The 15,260-nt window shown below is 73.6% G+C and carries 15 protein-coding genes; 10 read left to right on the top strand and 5 right to left on the bottom strand.

Features of this window, described 5'->3' with window-relative positions:
• Nucleotides 1-21: 21 nt before the first annotated feature.
• A complete protein-coding gene (locus G011_RS0119270) occupies nt 22-798 on the top strand; it encodes an alpha/beta fold hydrolase (protein ID WP_019609917.1) in 777 nt (258 codons plus the stop codon).
• Nucleotides 799-1,105: 307 nt separating this feature from the next.
• Nucleotides 1,106-1,480: a DUF427 domain-containing protein gene (locus G011_RS0119265; RefSeq protein WP_026338449.1), complete on the top strand. Its 375-nt coding sequence runs from the start codon at nt 1,106-1,108 to the stop codon at nt 1,478-1,480.
• Between the two features lie 172 nt (nt 1,481-1,652).
• Here G011_RS0119265 and G011_RS0119260 read toward each other — a convergent pair whose 3' ends face one another.
• Together G011_RS0119260 and G011_RS0119255 are read right to left on the bottom strand one after the other, a co-directional pair.
• Entirely contained in the window at nt 1,653-2,117 is a 465-nt protein-coding gene (locus G011_RS0119260; RefSeq protein WP_019609915.1) for a hypothetical protein, read from the bottom strand.
• A 79-nt stretch (nt 2,118-2,196) separates the two neighbouring features.
• Nucleotides 2,197-2,874 (bottom strand): hypothetical protein, encoded by a 678-nt coding sequence (locus G011_RS0119255; protein WP_036552828.1) that lies wholly within the window; start codon nt 2,872-2,874, stop codon nt 2,197-2,199.
• A 128-nt stretch (nt 2,875-3,002) separates the two neighbouring features.
• Here G011_RS0119255 and G011_RS32895 point away from each other — a divergent pair, with 128 nt between their 5' ends.
• From G011_RS32895 to G011_RS0119240, 3 genes are read left to right on the top strand one after another with little or no spacing between them, the layout of a single operon-like run.
• The gene (locus G011_RS32895) at nt 3,003-3,776 is read left to right on the top strand and encodes a TetR/AcrR family transcriptional regulator (RefSeq protein ID WP_051104387.1); all 774 of its coding nucleotides are present in this window, start codon (nt 3,003-3,005) and stop codon (nt 3,774-3,776) included.
• A gap of 8 nt (nt 3,777-3,784) precedes the next feature.
• Nucleotides 3,785-4,639: an ABC transporter ATP-binding protein gene (locus tag G011_RS0119245; protein WP_019609912.1), complete on the top strand. Its 855-nt coding sequence runs from the start codon at nt 3,785-3,787 to the stop codon at nt 4,637-4,639.
• Nucleotides 4,636-6,204, top strand: coding sequence for a hypothetical protein (locus G011_RS0119240; protein ID WP_019609911.1), 1,569 nt, complete (start codon nt 4,636-4,638; stop codon nt 6,202-6,204). Before G011_RS0119245 ends, G011_RS0119240 begins: the two co-directional genes overlap by 4 nt.
• Before the next feature lie 187 nt (nt 6,205-6,391).
• Here the strand turns inward: G011_RS0119240 and pepE are convergent, their stop codons facing one another.
• Together pepE and G011_RS0119230 are read right to left on the bottom strand one after the other, a co-directional pair.
• The gene (gene pepE / locus G011_RS0119235; RefSeq protein ID WP_013152719.1) at nt 6,392-7,150 is read right to left on the bottom strand and encodes a dipeptidase PepE; all 759 of its coding nucleotides are present in this window, start codon (nt 7,148-7,150) and stop codon (nt 6,392-6,394) included.
• A 9-nt stretch (nt 7,151-7,159) separates the two neighbouring features.
• On the bottom strand, nt 7,160-8,011 hold the full coding sequence (locus G011_RS0119230; RefSeq protein ID WP_013152720.1) for an IclR family transcriptional regulator: 852 nt from the start codon (nt 8,009-8,011) through the stop codon (nt 7,160-7,162).
• Nucleotides 8,012-8,227: 216 nt separating this feature from the next.
• Here G011_RS0119230 and G011_RS0119225 point away from each other — a divergent pair, with 216 nt between their 5' ends.
• The 4 genes from G011_RS0119225 (at nt 8,228) to G011_RS0119210 (ending at nt 12,401) form a co-directional block, all read left to right on the top strand.
• Nucleotides 8,228-9,877, top strand: a complete 1,650-nt coding sequence (locus G011_RS0119225; RefSeq protein WP_019609910.1) for an OPT/YSL family transporter — start codon at nt 8,228-8,230, stop codon at nt 9,875-9,877.
• 14 nt (nt 9,878-9,891) lie between these two features.
• Nucleotides 9,892-10,599 (top strand): AroM family protein, encoded by a 708-nt coding sequence (locus tag G011_RS0119220; protein WP_019609909.1) that lies wholly within the window; start codon nt 9,892-9,894, stop codon nt 10,597-10,599.
• Nucleotides 10,596-11,261 carry an aspartate/glutamate racemase family protein gene (locus G011_RS0119215; protein ID WP_019609908.1) on the top strand — a complete coding sequence of 222 codons (666 nt, stop codon included), beginning with the start codon at nt 10,596-10,598 and terminating at the stop codon, nt 11,259-11,261. The genes G011_RS0119220 and G011_RS0119215 overlap by 4 nt, the downstream gene beginning before the upstream one ends.
• A gap of 189 nt (nt 11,262-11,450) precedes the next feature.
• Nucleotides 11,451-12,401 carry a DUF1177 domain-containing protein gene (locus G011_RS0119210; protein ID WP_019609907.1) on the top strand — a complete coding sequence of 317 codons (951 nt, stop codon included), beginning with the start codon at nt 11,451-11,453 and terminating at the stop codon, nt 12,399-12,401.
• 106 nt (nt 12,402-12,507) lie between these two features.
• Here G011_RS0119210 and G011_RS0119205 read toward each other — a convergent pair whose 3' ends face one another.
• On the bottom strand, nt 12,508-13,557 hold the full coding sequence (locus tag G011_RS0119205; RefSeq protein WP_019609906.1) for an NAD(P)-dependent alcohol dehydrogenase: 1,050 nt from the start codon (nt 13,555-13,557) through the stop codon (nt 12,508-12,510).
• Nucleotides 13,558-13,996: 439 nt separating this feature from the next.
• Between G011_RS0119205 and G011_RS0119200 the strand changes: the two genes are divergently transcribed.
• Nucleotides 13,997-14,914 carry a helix-turn-helix transcriptional regulator gene (locus tag G011_RS0119200; protein WP_019609905.1) on the top strand — a complete coding sequence of 306 codons (918 nt, stop codon included), beginning with the start codon at nt 13,997-13,999 and terminating at the stop codon, nt 14,912-14,914.
• Nucleotides 14,915-15,260: the final 346 nt, after the last annotated feature.

Below are 15,260 nucleotides of genomic sequence, written 5' to 3'. Positions count from 1 at the left end.
CCTCGCGTGATAATCCTCGGTATGGCACTTTCCCTCACCCCCCTGATCCTGGGCTCGGGCCCCGGACTGGTCCTGGCGCACGGCGCGGGCAGCGACGTTCGGGACAGCTTCGGCCCCCTGCCCGAACTCCTCGCCGAGCACCACACCGTGGTCGGCGCCGACTACCCGGGCTCGGGCGGGGTTCCGCTGCCCGCCGGGCCCCTCACCCTCGACCTGCTCGCCGATCACCTGGTGGCCTCCGCCGACGCCGCGGGCCTGGCCGACTTCGCCGTGGTCGGGTTCTCCATGGGGTCGGCCGTGGCCGTGCGCGCGGCCACCCGCCATCCCGACCGGGTCGGGGCCCTGGTCCTGTCGGCGGGGCTGGCCCGGACCAGCCCCCGTCTTCGCCTGGTCACCGACACCTGGCAGGCCCTGGCGCGCGGAGGCGACGCCGACATCCTGGCCTCCTACCTGTCCCTGCTGGTCAACAGCCGCGCGTGGCTGGATCAGCGCACTCCCGAGCAGGTGCGTGAGCAGGTCCGCCTCTTCGGTCAGGGTGCGCCCGCCGGGACCGGGGCCCACCTGGACCTGCTCGGCGGGATCGACGTGCTGGGAGAACTCGGCCTCGTCCGCGTCCCGACACTGGTGGTCTCGCCCTCCGACGACCTCCTGCTGACCCCCGCCGACCACCGGCGCCTGGCTTCGGGCATCGCTGGTTCGGTCCTGGTGTCGATCGACTGCGGGCACGCGCTGGCCAGTGAACGCCCCGGCGAGTGGGCCGACGCGGTCCGGGAGTTCCTCGGCTCCGCCACCTGGTGACCCGGGGTCAGTGGCCGCCGACCACGCCCTCCAGGGAGGCGACCGCGCGGACCGCCGCCGGGACCGGGAGGCCCCGTCCCCGGCCAGTCCTGGGGAAGGACGATGTCCGGCATGGTCGCAGAACCCTTTCCGTGGGTCGCTTCGGACGGTTTCGTCCGGTTCGATCCTAGAAAGGGCCCCTTTTTGGGGACCACTGCGCGGACGGGTAGTCCTCCTGCCCGAAAGGGCGCGCCGCGCGCCGTGCGCGGACGGTACCCGAAGGCCTTGCGGGCCCGGAGTAGCCTCGGCGGGGAGAGGGAGGACCACCATGACAGGACAGGGCATGACCCCCGGACCCGACCACCCGATCACCGTCGAACCCACGGGTGCGCGCGTCGTCGCACGGGTCGGGGACCGGGTCGTCGCCGACACCGAGGACGCGCTGACCCTGCGGGAGTCCGTCTACCCGCCGGTCCACTACGTTCCGCTCGCCGACGTGGACCCCGCGGTGCTGCGGCCGAGCGCGACCACCACCCACTGCCCCTACAAGGGCACCGCGACCTACCGCACGCTCGCGGTCGGGGAGGGCGAGGAGCTGGTCGACGCGGTGTGGGCGTACGAGGAGCCCTATCCGGCGGTCGCGGAGATCGCCGGGTACGTCGCCTTCCAGCCGGGCGGGGTCCGGGTCACCGTCGAGCCCTGAGCGGTGGCCCGGCGGGCGGCGCTCGCTGGAGGTCGTCTTCGCCTCGGGAACCGTGCGGTGCGAGAGCTGGTCCGGGGACCCGCGCCTGTCCGCCGGATGAGCCGCACGCCGGTGCCGCCGCGACCATTTCCGCCCTGACAGGGGGACACAGCGAACCCTGCGGTGGGTGTGGTCAGGGGTGCTGTCCCCAGGTCCCGGCTTCGGTCAGGGCCGTCGTGACCACGTCGACGTCCATGGTGACCACGGCCATCTCCCAGACCTGTGCGCCCGCTCGGAAACGGATGACGCGTACGTCGCCCAGCACGGCCTCCCGGAAGGAGGCGGGCTCCCGTACGCCGAGCACCTCGGTGGGACCGGGCACCGGAACGGGGGCCGCGTAGGTGCGCAACGGCCGCCACTCGCGCCAGGTGAGGCGTTCGGTCGCGGCGAAGTGCATGACGAGGACGCCCTGCACGAAGGAGCCGCCGTGCCGCAGGTGGGCCACGGAGTGCAGCGGGAGGCCTTGGCGCAGGTCGTGGAGGTCCTGTCTGGTGACTTCGGGGTTGCCGCCTATGAGTCCCCACCACCACTGGCGGGGGTCCCGGATGATGTCGGGGATGCTTCTGGTGCCCGCGGTGTTGCGGGAGGCGAGGGCCATGTGGGGGCTTTCTGGGAATCGGGCCTGGTGTCGCACCCTCCGACGGAGATGGCGGCTCACGGGTTCCCCTCGGGCGCCGTCAACAGCCGTGTTCGTCGGGCGCCGGGCGGAGCCGCCGCCCCTCGGGGGTGAAGGTGAAGGTCGCGCGGAACGGGCCGCCGCCGAAGCGCACGGCGAGCAGGACCGGCTCGGGGCGCGGGGGAGACCAGGAGGGCTCGGCGCCGGGTTCGGTGCCGTTCCAGAGGTGGAAGAACACCACGGGCTGACGCCGGTCCTCGGTGAGGTAGCCCAGCGTCTTGCCGGAGAAGGGGCTGCCTCCGCCGAACAGCACCGACGGGGGACCGAACTCGGCGACCACCTCCGCCCACACGCGGTCGGTCTCCGCCCAGCGGCGGACGCGGCCCGTGAGCGCGTCGTAGGCCCGGGCGTCCAGGACGCGGTCGGATGCCAGCCAACCGCGCCGATGCGCGAGCTCGGCGTGGACGGAGGCCATGCCGTGCTCGTAGTCGCCGCCCGGGACAAGCCGCCGGAAGGCTCCGGTGACCCCGGTGGGGGACCAGGCCCCGCGTTCCTCCAGAAGCCGCTGGTGCTCGGCCCCCGCCCACGGTTCACGCTCCATGAACAGCAGGTGGTCCACCAGCACGCGCAGGGTGGTCTCGCCTCCGTACATCCCGGGCCGCCGCAGGGCCGAGTTCAACTGGCCGACGAGGTGGGAGTGCATGTCCTCGGACGCCACGAGTGTTCCGGATGTGCCCATGCGCGCATTCTTCCCGTTGGGCCGCTCCGGTGCCTCCACGGGCTCCGGGCCCTTGCGGAAGGGATTGACGAACTTGTGTTAGCGAGTAACAATTCTTGTGTCGGAACCGGTCGGGGGGAGTGGCGGACGTGGACCAGCGCACGCGCCGCAGGCAGCGCAACAGGGCCGCCATCCAGGAGGCCGCCCTGCGCCTGTTCGAGCAGCAGGGCTACGAGGCGACCACGGTCGCCCAGATCGCCCGTGAGGCGGGCGTCTCGCACATGACGTTCTTCCGCTGCTTCCCCTCCAAGGAGGACGTGGTCCTGCGGGACGAGTACGACCCGATGCTGGAGGAACTGGTCCGCGAGCAGCCCGACACGCTCCCGGCCGTCGAGCGGATCCACCGGGCCACCCTGGTCGGACTCGGCCGGGTCTACGACGACAACCGGGAGGCGCTGCTGGCCCGGGCCCGCCTCCTGCTGTCCGTCCCGGCCCTGCGCTCGCGTATCGGCGAGAACCTGGCCTCGGCGAGCACCGCCTTCGAACGCGGTCTGGCCCCGGCCCGGGATGAGGTCTTCGACCCGAATCCGCCTGGAGGTGGAGCCTCCGTCCTGGATTCGCCCGCAAACGAGGTCCCCGCTCCGGATCCGTCTGGAAGCGACGCCCCCGCTCCGAATCCGTCTGGCAGCGAAACCCCCGGCCTGGCTCCGCCCGGAACCGAGGAACCCGCACCCGTCCTGTCTCCGCCCGGGACCGAACCCCCCGACCTGGAGACCAGGGCCGTCGCCGCCGCCTGTTCGGCGGCGCTGTCCGAGGCCGTCGTCGCCTGGGTCGACTCGGACGGGCAGGACGAACTGCCCGCGCTCGTCGACCGGGTCTTCCTCGCCCTGCGCGTCCCCTCACCCACCCGCCACCGACCCTGAGGACCCCCATGACCGACCAGGTCATCACCGTCGAGGACCTCCGGGTCCGCTACCCGAACGCCGCCCGGCCCGCGGTCGCGGGGATGAGCTTCTCCGTGGCCCGCGGCGAGGTCTTCGGCTTCCTCGGACCCAGTGGTGCCGGGAAGTCCACGACCCAGAAGGTGCTCACCCGGCTGCTGCGCCGTTACGAGGGCGAGGTGCGCGTCCTCGGCCGGCCCCTGCGCGACCGGGGCGCGGACTACTTCGAGAGCGTGGGCGTGGGCTTCGAGCTCCCGGCCGGGTTCGGCAGGCTCACCGCCCGCGAGAACCTCGCCGCCTTCGCCTCCCTCTACCGCGGTCCCGTCGAGGACCCCGGCGAACTCCTGACCCGGGTGGACCTGGCGGACGCGGCCGACCGCAGGGTCGACGACCTGTCCAAGGGCATGCGCATGCGGCTCAACCTGGCCCGGGCACTGGTCAACAGACCCGAACTCCTCTTCCTGGACGAGCCCACCTCGGGGCAGGACCCGGTGCGTTCCGCCCTGCTGCGCGAGGTCGTCCGGGAGGCGGCCGACCGGGGGTGCACGGTCTTCCTCACCACGCACGACATGTCCACCGCCGACCTGCTGTGCGACCGGGTCGCCTTCGTGGCCGGGGGACGGATCGTCGCCGTGGACACACCGCGCGGCTTCAAGCTCCGCCACGGCCGTCCCGGCCTCGTGGTCCGGGTCCGGGGGCAGGCCCCCCGGGAGATGCCGATGGAGGCCCTGGCCGGGGACGCCGAACTCCTGGAGCTGCTGAGGCGGGGCGAGGTGGAGACGCTGCACACCCGCGAGGCCTCGCTGGACGAGGTCTTCGCGACGGTCACCCGGGAGAGGCTGTGAACCGCCTGCTCGCGGCCACCGCGCTGGAGTCGCGGGTCGGACTGCGCTACGGCGTCGTGCCCGTGGCCGCCGCCCTCGGCGCCGTGTGGACCCTGGTCCTGCTCGCGGTCCCCGCCGAGGCGGCCGGGACGGTGGCGGCCTACCTGCTCTTCCTCGACACGGCGGGCTTCGGCGCGCTCTTCGCCGCGGCCCTGCTGCTCTTCGAACGCACCGAGGGAACGCGTTCGGCGCTGACCGTGACTCCGCTGCGCGCGGAGGAGGGGGTGGCGGCCCGGCTCGCGGTGCTCACCGCGCTGACGCTGCTCATCGCCGTGCCGATGCTCGCGGCGGCGCTGCGGGGCCGCTTCGCCGATCTCACGCAGGCCCTGCCTCCGGTCCTGGGCGGGGTGGCGCTCACCTGTCTGTTGCTGCTCACCGTGTGCCTGGCGGTGGGCGCCCGCTCCCGGGACCTGTCGGGCTTCCTCCTCGCGGCCCCGCTCACCGTCGCACCGCTGGTCCTGGTCCCCCTCGTGCACGTCAGCGGAATCCTGGAGCACCCGCTCCTGTACGCGGTGCCGACCACCGCGGGCGCCGACCTCATCCGCCTGGGGGCCGCGCCCGGCTCCCCCGACGCGTCCCCAGCGGCCCTGGTCGCGGGCACCGTCTACGCCGTGGCGTGGGCGGCGGCCGGGGTGGTCGCCGCCTCCCGCGCGGTCGGACGCGGAGCGGCCCCCGCTCGCCGGAGGCACGCGAACGGCAGGGGTGCGGGCGGGTCCGCCCGGCCGGTCACCGGGTCTGTCCACCCGTTCACCGGGTCCGCCCGGCCGGTCACCGGACGCGGCGGCCTCCCGGCGATCGTGCGCTTCGCCCGCGTCGACCTCTTCGGCACCGGGCGCGACCCCCTGCTGCTGCTCATGCTCGGCGCCCCGGCCCTGCTGGCGCTGGTCATCCGCTTCGTCTTCCCGGCGGTCTCGGAGTTCGTCCTCGGCTCCTACGGGTTCGACCTCGCGCCGCACACCCCCGTGGTCCTGGCGGTGCTGGTCCTGCTGCACGTGCCCATGATGTTCGGGGTGGTCGGCGGCCTGCGCGCGGTCGAGGACTCCGACGAGAACGTCCTGCTGGTGCTGCGCGCCTCGCCGGTGTCCGTGCCCGCCTACCTCGGCTACAGGACGGTCCTGGTCACCGTCCTGTCCCTGGCCGGGCTCGCCGCGGCCCTGCCCCTGAGCGGGCTCATGGCCTCAGTGTGGTCCGCGCCGGTCGCGGTCGCCCTGGTGCTCGCTGCTCTCCAGGCGCCGCTGCTGACGGCGTCGATGACCGCGCTGTCGGCCAACAAGGTGGAGGCCCTGGTGGTGGTCAAGGGGATCGGCGCGCTCCTGGTCCTGACCCCGGTGGCGGCCTGGGTCCTGCCCGCGCCCTGGAACCTCCTGCTGCTGCCGCTCCCGCCGTCCTGGCCCGCCCTGGCCCTGCCCGGTTACGACGCCGGACCGCTGGGGCCCTGGCTGTGCCTGGCGGGCGGGGTCCTGGTCTCGGCCGCCGCGCTGGCGCTCCTGCTGCGGCGCACCGTGCGGCGGATCGAGGGCGCGTAGGCCGACGCGCGGGGGAGGCGTCCGGTCCGGTCCGCGGCTGCGCTCGGCAGCCGAACGGGCCGGGCTCGCCCCGCGGAAGACCGGACGGGCCCGATCCCGACATCCTCCTTCCGGCGGTCGAACGAGCCGGTTCCCCGGACTCCTCCGTCCGACAGCCGGGCGGACCGGACCCTCCCCAGCGACGTCCCTAGACCGGCTGGTCGAAGCGGGGCGTGCGCGCGAACAGGTCGGTCACCTCGCCCGACACCTCGAAGGGGGCCGTGCCGCGGCGGAAGACGATCGCCGGACCCGGCGCGTCCGGCTGCACCGCGGCGCCGCCCACGGTCGCGCGGACCACGTCCGACCCCGCGCCCCGCACGCGCAGGTGCGTCCCCTCGCGCAGGCCGAGGACGTCCACGTCGTTGGCCTCCAGGAACTCCGTCAGCCGGGTCTCACGGGTCTCGCCCTGGTGCGTGGACCGGGGGTCGGCGTCCAGGTAGTGCGGGTTGATCTGGAACGGGACGAACCCCAGCGCGGTGAAGGAGGGCGGCTCCACGATGGGCATGTCGTTGGTGGTGCGCAGCGTGGGAGCGGTGATGTTGGTGCCCGCGCTCGCCCCCATGTAGGGCAGCCCGGCCAGGACGCGGTCGCGCAGGTCGTCCAGGAGCCCGGTGCGCTGGAGGGCGGCCACGAGGCGGAACGTGTTGCCTCCGCCCACGAAGACGGCCTGCGCCTCGTCCAGGACCCGCGCGGCCCCGGCGTCCGCCGGGACCCCCGTCACGCGGATTCCGCGCGCCGCGAAGGCCTCGGCCACCCGCGCGGTGTAGGCGCCGTGGTCGCCCCCCGCGAACGGCACGAACGCGACCGCGTCGCGGCCGTCGAGGAAGGCCTCCACCTCCTCCCACGCGTGGTCGAGGTAGCCCCGGCCGTGGTTGGTCGAGTTGGAGAAGAGCAGCAGCTCGGGCATGGTCCCCCTTCAGGGAGCGGTCGGGCGCGGGGAGGGGCGGGAGCCGTGCCCCCGCCTCCAGTTGCGCGTGGGCGGTGCCGGGCGGCGGTTGGACAGCAGCCCGGTGAGACCGTCGGCCGCGGCGCGCAGCGGCGCCAGGTGGTCGAGCAGGTCGTCGTCGTGGTCGGAGTGCTTGTTCTCCACCAGCGTCACGGAGCCGACCGGGCGCTTGCCGCCGAACACGGGGACGGCCAGCGCGCGGGACGCGGCGTCGTACTCGCCCTGGGAGAGCGCGTAGCCCTGCTCGACGGCCTCGTCGAAGAGCTCCTCGACCTGCTGTTCGTCGAAGGGCGTGAGGTCGGAGAAGCGGGCGGAGGGGCGCCCCGCCAGCAGGGCCCTGCGCTCCGCCGGGTCCAGGAAGGCGAAGTAGGCCCGGGAGGTGGCCCCGGCGTGGGCGGGGTAGAGCTCGTCGAGGAAGGGGTGGGAGCGGCGCGGGCCCTCCGAGCCGCCGACCGCGGCGATGCAGCGCACGTGCGCGCCGTCGGGGACGCAGAACAGGCAGGTGCGGCCGCTGGAGCGGGCCAGATCGGCGAGCAGGGGTTCGGCCAGGACGGAGAGGCCGCCCGAGCGCTCCCACAGCCCGGCCATGCGCCACATGGCGGGGCCCATGCTGTAGCGGCGCGTGTCGGGGTCGGCGCGCAGGAACCCCTTGCCCGCCAGGGAGGCCAGGAGGCGCTGGGCGGTCGACTTCGACAGGCCGAACTCGTCGGCGAGTTCGAGGACGCCCCAGCTCGTGCGGTACTCGTCGAAGCTGAGGAGGACGTCGAGCGCCCGGTCGACCGTCTGGAGCGGGCCGGTGCGTTCCGTGGAACCGGTGGACATGGAAGCCCACCCTACGTCCCGCGGAGGGACCGGCACCCCCGGCTCCGGGGATCGAAATGTGATCTTAACTCCCACATAGTGGGAAACCTTTGCCCCGGCGGGTGAACGGGAGGCAGCCTGGGCGTGACGGGCCAGGACGCGGCAGCCGCGCACCGCAGGCCTTTGACCAGCGACACTCCGTCCTCGACGGACGTGAGCCATCCCTGAAGGACACACATGGAACCGTCGGCACCTGGTTCGTCCACCGAACCGCAGACCCCGGGAAGCGCCCGCCACCCGCGCGCGTTCGAACCCGTCGTCGTCATCGTCACCGTCCTGGTGAGCCTCCTCGGGGCGGTGATCGGCATCCACATGATCACGACGCTCGGGGTCTCGCCCAACACCAGCGTCATCGGCGCGGTCGTGGCCATGCTCATCGGCCGGATCGGGTTCCTGGGGCTGCGCTCGATGCGCAACACCAACCGGCAGAACCTCATCCAGTCCTCGCTCTCCGGCGCGACCTTCGCCTCGGCGAACTCCCTGCTCACCCCGATCGCCATCCCGTTCCTCTTCGGCCGCCCCGACCTGGTGTGGCCGATGCTGCTGGGCGCGTCCCTGGGCCTGCTCATCGACGTGTTCGTGCTCTACAAGGCGTTCGGCTCCCGGTTCCTGCCCGCCGACGCGGCCTGGCCGCCCGGGGTGGCGGCCGCCGAGACCATCAAGGCGGGTGACCGGGGCGGACGCCAGGCGGCCATCCTGGTGGGCGGCGGCGCGGTCGGGCTCGGCGCGTCCTTCCTGGGCATGCCGATGTCGGCGGCGGGCATCGCCATGATCGGCAACGTCTGGGCCCTGCTCATGTTCGCCGTGGGCCTGCTCGTCGCCCAGTACTCCCCGGCGGTCATCGGGATCGACCTCAACTCGGTCTACGTGCCGCACGGCGTCATGATCGGCGCGGGCGTGGTCGCGCTGGCGCAGATCGTGGTCATCCTCGCCGGCCGCCAGAGCCGCCGGGAGAGGGAGCGCGAGGCCGCCCGCGACCGCGCCGCCCAGGACGACCCGTCCCTGGCCTACACGGTGGACCGCGCCACCCTGGGCCGGGCCCTGGGCTCGGGCTACGTGCTGTTCGCCCTGGGCGCCCTCGTGCTCGCGGTCACCGGCGGGATCTGGGCGGACATGAGCTGGCTGGGCATCCTCGGATTCGTCCTGTTCGCCGCCGTGGCCGCCCTGGTCCACGAACTCATTGTCGGACTGGCCGCCATGCACGCGGGCTGGTTCCCCGCCTTCGCGGTCACCCTCATCTTCCTCATCCTCGGCCTGGCGCTGGGCATCCCCGGGGTGCCGCTGGCCCTGCTCGTGGGCTACTGCGCGGCCACCGGACCCGCCTTCGCGGACATGGGCTACGACTTCAAGGCCGGGTGGGTGCTGCGCCGCGACCGCCGCCCCTACACCGCCTTCGAGCTCGACGGACGCCGCCAGCAGCTCATCTCCTCCATGATCGGGTTCGCCGTCGCCATCGGCATGGTCGCGCTGCTCTGGCAGGGCCTGTTCGAGGACGGCGCCGTGCCGCCCACCTCGATCGTCTACGCCGACACCATCAAGGCCGGGCTGAGCGACCCCTCCGTCCTGCTCCAGCTCGCCCTGTGGGCCGTACCCGGCGCGATCGTGCAGCTCCTGGGCGGCCCCCGGCGCCAGATGGGCGTCCTGCTCGCCACCGGCCTGCTCGTGGCCACGCCCAACGCCGGATGGCTCGTCCTGGCCGGGCTGGCGATCCGCCTGGTGTGGGAGCGCCGCCGCGGCGAGAAGGGCGAGCAGGAGATCGCCCTGGTCGGCGCCGGGCTCATCGCCGGGGACTCCGTCCACTCCGTCGGCACCATCTTCAGCCGCTGAACCCGGGAGGAACCATGACACGACTCGGAGTCGTCACCATCGGCCAGGCGCCGCGCACGGACCTGACCCCGGAGATCACCGCCCTGGTGCCCGAGGCCACCGTGGTCGAGCGGGGCGTCCTGGACGGCCTCACCCGCGCCCAGATCGAGGCGCGGCCGGTCGCCCCCGACGACCACGCCCTCACCACCCGCCTCGCCGACGGCACCTCCGTCGTCCTGGGCGAGTCCCTGGTCATGGAGCGCCTGCCGGGCCTGCTCGCCGACCTGGAACGCGAGGTGGACGCGGTGCTGCTCGCCTGCACCGGCGCCTTCCCGGAGCTGGAGCACACCAAGCCGCTCTTCGTGCCCGACCGGATGATCGCCTTCGGGGCCGCGGCCCTGCTCGGCGACACCGGGCGCCTGGGCGTCGTGTGCCCCCTGCCCGAGCAGAGGCGCGACACCGAGGCCAAGTTCGGCCGCCGCCTGACCGCCGGGGCCCGGGTGCTCACCGACGTGTGCTCCCCCTACACCGGCACCCCCGACGACCTCGCCGCCGCCGCACGGCGTCTGGCCGACGCCGGAGCCGACCTCCTGGCCCTGGACTGCGTCGGCTACACCGAGGAGATGCGCGCCCGCGCGGCCGCTGCCTCGGGCCTGCCGGTGGTCCTGGCCCGGTCGGTGTGCGTGCGCCTGGCCTCGGAGGTCCTGGACTCGCTCGGCGCGCGGACGGGGGCGGCGGCATGAGGATCGGCGTCATCCGGGTGGTCACCACCGACGACCGGGAGCAGCTCGACGCGCACGGCCGCGTCATCCGCGAGGAGTTCGGCGTGGACACCGTCTCGCGGTGCCTGCCCGACCAGCCCGACGGCGTGCACGACGACGCCACCTTCGCGCTCGCCTCGGCCAAGGTCGCCGACCTTGCCGCGCGCATGGAACGCGAGGACGGCGTGGACGCGCTGCTCGTCAGCTGCGCCGCCGACCCGGGCCTGGCCCTCGCCCGCGCCGCGGTCGGCGTTCCCGTCGTCGGCGCGGGGGAGGCCGCGGCCCGCCGGGCCCTGGAACTGGGCTCGAAGGTCGGCGTCCTGGACCTGACCACCCGCACCCCGGACTCGGTCACCTCCGTGCTCGGACCCGCCCTCGTCGCCGCGCTCGTGCCCGAGGGCGTGCGCCGGACCCACGACCTGCGCACCGACGCGGGCCTGGCCGCCTCGGTCCGGGCCGCCGAACGCCTGGTCGCCATGGGCGCGGACACCCTGATGTTCGCCTGCACCGGCATGACCACCATCGGCCTGGCCGCCCGCCTCACCGACCGGGTCGGCGTCCCCGTCGTGGACGCCGTCCGCGCCGGGGCGCGCGCCGCCGTGCGAGCGGCCGAAGGCACGTCCGCGGGCGCGGCCGGGGACTGAGTCCGGAACCGCGACAACCGACAACCCGAAACCGCGACAACACGGCAACGCGGTAACGCGCCAACGCGGCAAGCCGTGTCGCCCGCGCGCACAGGCCGCGCGGCGACCACACGAACGACCGCCCCGGCCGGGGCGCCGACCGCGGCGCCCGGCCGGACCGGGCGGTCCACCACCTGAGAGAGGGAACCCATGTCCTGGAGCCACGTCATCGAGACCCACGACCTGCTCGACACCCCGGCCGCGAACGGGGCGTCCGTGGCCGAGTACCTGCGCCGCCACGGCGCGGCCGACGGCGAGGTCCTCGTGGAGACCGTCGCGGGCGAGGGCGGGTCCACCGACTTCGTCCGGGTGACGATCGCCGGCACCGACGGCGCCGCCTCCGGCGGCTCCGCGCCCACCCTGGGCATCCTCGGCCGCCTCGGCGGCCTGGGCGCGCGCCCGGAGCAGATCGGCTTCGTCAGCGACGGCGACGGCGCCCTCACCGCCGTCTCCGCGGCGGCCAAGCTCCTGGACATGCGCCGCCGGGGCGACACCCTGCCCGGCGACGTCGTGCTGGCCACCCACATCGACCCCGACGCCCCGACCCAGCCCCACGACCCCGTTCCGTTCATGGGCTCGGTCGTGGACCAGGACGTCAGCAACCGGCACGAGGTCCTGCCCGCGATGGACGCGATCCTGTCCGTGGACACCACCAAGGGCAACCGGATCTGCAACCACCACGGCATCGCCATCACCCCGGCCGTCGTCGACGGGTGGATCGTCCGGGTCCCGGAGAGCCTGCTCGACATCGTCTCCCGCACCACCGGCCGCGCCCCGGTCGTCATGCCGCTGACCATGCAGGACATCACCCCGTACGGCAACGGCGTCTACCACGTGAACTCGATCCTGCAGCCGTCGACGGCCACCAGCGCCCCGGTCGTGGGCGTGGCCATCGTGACCGAGGAGGCCGTGGCCGGGTCGGCCACCGGCGCCACGGACCTGCGCAGCGTGGAGAGCGCGGTCCGGTTCGTCATCGAGACCGCGAAGGACTACGGTCGCGGCATCGCCCGCTTCGTCGACGCCGACGAGGTGCGGCGGCTCCAGGAGCTGTACGGGAGCATGTCCCACCTGCGCGGCGCGGGCGAGTCCGCCTCCTCCTGACGCTGTCGGGAGTGCCGTCCCGCCCGGGCCACGCACGGGACGGGCCCCGCCGACCCCCTCGCGCCGGGGAGCGGCGGGGCCCGCCGTGCTCGGGCCCTCGGGGCGGTCAGGCACCGCCCAGGGTCGAGGCGTCGATGACGAACCGGTACCGCACGTCCGAGGCGAGCACCCGCTCCCAGGCCTCGTTGATCTGGTCGGCGCGGACGACCTCGACCTCGGGGGCGATGCCGTGCTCGGCGCAGAAGTCCAGCATCTCCTGGGTCTGGGCGATACCGCCGATCTTGGAACCGGCGAACGAGCGGCGGTTCTCGAACAGCGTGAACAGCGTCACCGCCACCGGCTCCGGCGGCGCGCCCACGCTCACGATCGCGCCGTCCAGCGCCAGCAGGTTCAGGTAGGCGTCCAGGTCGATGGGCGCGCTGACCGTGTTGACGATCAGGTCGAAGGTGTTGGCCAGCCGCTCGAAGGTGTCCGGGTCGCTGGTGGCGTGGTAGTGGTCGGCGCCGAACCGCAGCCCGTCCTCGCGCTTCTTCAGGCTCTGCGAGAGCACCGTCACCTCCGCCCCCATGGCGTGGGCGAGCTTGACCGCCATGTGCCCGAGGCCGCCCAGCCCGACCACGGCGACCTTCTTGCCCGGCCCGGCGTTCCAGTTGCGCAGCGGCGAGTAGGTGGTGATCCCCGCGCACAGCAGCGGCGCGGCCTTCTCGAAGGGGATGGCCTCGGGGACGCGCAGCACGAAGTGCTCGTCCACGACGATGCGCTCGGAGTACCCGCCCTGGGTGACGGTCCCGTCCCGGTCGGTGCCGTTGTAGGTGTCGGTGAACCCGCGCAGGCAGTACTGCTCCACACCGGCCAGGCAGTTCGCGCACTCCCGGCAGGAGTCGACCATGCAGCCCACCCCCACCCGGTCGCCGACCTTGTGGCGGGTGACCTCGGAGCCGACCTCGGCGACCACACCGGCGATCTCGTGCCCCACGGTCAACGGGTAGGGGACCTCGCCCCAGTCCCCGCGGACGGTGTGGATGTCGGAGTGGCAGATCCCCGCCCAGGCGATGTCGATCAGGACGTCCTTCGGGCCGACCTCCCTGCGCTCGATCGTGCCCGGCGCCAGGGGCGCGGTCGCCGACGAGGCCGTGTAGGCGTGAACGAGGGACATGAATCTCCTCAGAAGAGTTCGTGTTGGATGCGCGTCGAACCCCGTACGAGGGCGCGGTCAGCCCTTCGGGCACGGGTCGACGGGGACGGCCGGCCGCGCATGCCGCGTCGGCCGCCTCCAGCAGTCAAACACCCCGACGACACGTTTGGGAGGTTCTGTCAGTGCCCGTCACGGCAGTGCCCCCTTCTGGTGCTTCGCCGTCCTTCCCGGAAGGCGGCCTCCCGGGACCCGGCGGGTCCGGGACCGAGACGGGCCGCGCCGCCGACAGCGTGCGTCCGCGGCCGCCGCCCGGCGGCTCCCCCCGGAGCGGCCCGCGGAGTCGAACGCCCCCGCCCGGACCGTCAGCGGCGGACCCCGTCCGGCGACCGGGGGAGCTCCTCCTGTTCGGGGTAACGACAGGACCTCCCACGAGCGGGTTCGGCTTCCTAGCCTGGAGGACATGGACCACCGCAACCAGATCCGGGACTTCCTCTCCACCAGACGGGGGAGGATCACCCCCGAGCAGGCGGGACTCGTCGCCTTCGGCGGCAACCGGCGGGTGCCGGGCCTGCGCCGCGAGGAACTCGCCATGCTCGCCGGGGTGAGCGTGGATTACTACACCCGCATCGAGCGGGGCAACCTCAAGGGCGTCTCCGAGAGCGTCCTGGACGCCCTGGCCGAGGCGCTCCGGCTCGACGACGCCGAGCGCGCCCACCTGTTCGACCTGGCGCGCACGGCGGGGGAGGCGCCGGGCAGGCCCCGACGCCGGTCGGCGCGCCAGCGCGTGCGGCCCGGCGTGCAGCGGATCCTCGACGCGATGACCGGCGCACCGGCGGTGGTGCAGAACGGGCGGCTCGACATCCTGGCCGCCAACCGGCTCGGCCGCGCCCTGTACGCGCAGGTCCTCGACATGTCCGGGCGGCCCGCCAACTACGCGCGGTTCGCCTTCCTGGACCCCCGTGCGCGGGACTTCTACCCCGACTGGGAGCGGGCGGCCAACGACACGGTCGCCGTCCTGCGCACCGCTGTGGGACGCGACCCCTACGACCGTGCCCTGTCGAATCTGGTGGGAGAGCTGTCCACGCGCAGCGAGGACTTCCGGACCCGGTGGGCGGCGCACAACGTCCACCAGCACCGTACGGGCACCAAGACCATGCACCACCCCGTCGTGGGCAGGCTGGAGCTGGGCTTCGAGGCCATGGAACTGACCGCGGACCCCGGCCTGTCGCTCTTCGCCTACAGCGCCGAGCCGGGCTCGTCCTCCGCGGAGGGCCTGGACCTGCTGGCGAGCTGGGCCGTCACCTCCGAACGCGAGCGGGACGGGGCCCCGGCGGCCGACGGCGACCCGGCCGCCTCCTTCCCCCGTTCGGACACCTGATATGTGGGGTCTTTGTGTCAAGAGAGCAGCGTTGACCTGCGGTGATGCGTAGGGTCTCACCACCGCGGGTTTCCCGCCACCACATGCAACAGGTACTGCGTGAAGACCGGTGGGAGCACACCGCGTGGCTCGCGTGTCGTGCACGACGCGTGGTCAGACTGATATGCGCGGGTTGGCTACCGCAGGACGGACTGTTCGGCGGGAACGAGGCCGCGGCTCTAGAGATCGAGCGTGGCCCGGAAAAACAACCCCGGGCTGCTCATAGGTGTATCGCGGATCGTTCCTCACGCGGTGCCCGCGCTGTGGCCCCCACCGGTCGGCTTGTGCAAGCCGGGCCTTACTCCTC

The organism is Nocardiopsis sp. CNS-639 (genome assembly GCF_000381685.1).
Classification (GTDB): Bacteria; Actinomycetota; Actinomycetes; order Streptosporangiales; family Streptosporangiaceae; genus Nocardiopsis; species Nocardiopsis dassonvillei.
The sequence above is the reverse complement of the archived record's forward strand: the minus strand, read 5'-3'. Positions and strand labels throughout refer to the sequence as shown.

Excerpts from the sequence above, each read along its gene's own strand:
- G011_RS0119205 (WP_019609906.1), bottom strand. The coding sequence starts at position 13,557 with ATGTCCCTCGTTCACGCCTACACGGCCTCGTCGGCGACCGCGCCCCTG.
- G011_RS0119220 (WP_019609909.1), top strand. The coding sequence starts at position 9,892 with ATGACACGACTCGGAGTCGTCACCATCGGCCAGGCGCCGCGCACGGAC.
- G011_RS0119245 (WP_019609912.1), top strand. The coding sequence starts at position 3,785 with ATGACCGACCAGGTCATCACCGTCGAGGACCTCCGGGTCCGCTACCCG.
- G011_RS0119225 (WP_019609910.1), top strand. The coding sequence starts at position 8,228 with ATGGAACCGTCGGCACCTGGTTCGTCCACCGAACCGCAGACCCCGGGA.
- G011_RS0119265 (WP_026338449.1), top strand. The coding sequence starts at position 1,106 with ATGACAGGACAGGGCATGACCCCCGGACCCGACCACCCGATCACCGTC.
- G011_RS0119215 (WP_019609908.1), top strand. The coding sequence starts at position 10,596 with ATGAGGATCGGCGTCATCCGGGTGGTCACCACCGACGACCGGGAGCAG.
- G011_RS0119200 (WP_019609905.1), top strand. The coding sequence starts at position 13,997 with ATGGACCACCGCAACCAGATCCGGGACTTCCTCTCCACCAGACGGGGG.
- G011_RS0119230 (WP_013152720.1), bottom strand. The coding sequence starts at position 8,011 with ATGTCCACCGGTTCCACGGAACGCACCGGCCCGCTCCAGACGGTCGAC.
- G011_RS0119255 (WP_036552828.1), bottom strand. The coding sequence starts at position 2,874 with ATGGGCACATCCGGAACACTCGTGGCGTCCGAGGACATGCACTCCCAC.
- G011_RS0119210 (WP_019609907.1), top strand. The coding sequence starts at position 11,451 with ATGTCCTGGAGCCACGTCATCGAGACCCACGACCTGCTCGACACCCCG.
- G011_RS0119270 (WP_019609917.1), top strand. The coding sequence starts at position 22 with ATGGCACTTTCCCTCACCCCCCTGATCCTGGGCTCGGGCCCCGGACTG.
- pepE (WP_013152719.1), bottom strand. The coding sequence starts at position 7,150 with ATGCCCGAGCTGCTGCTCTTCTCCAACTCGACCAACCACGGCCGGGGC.
- G011_RS0119260 (WP_019609915.1), bottom strand. The coding sequence starts at position 2,117 with ATGGCCCTCGCCTCCCGCAACACCGCGGGCACCAGAAGCATCCCCGAC.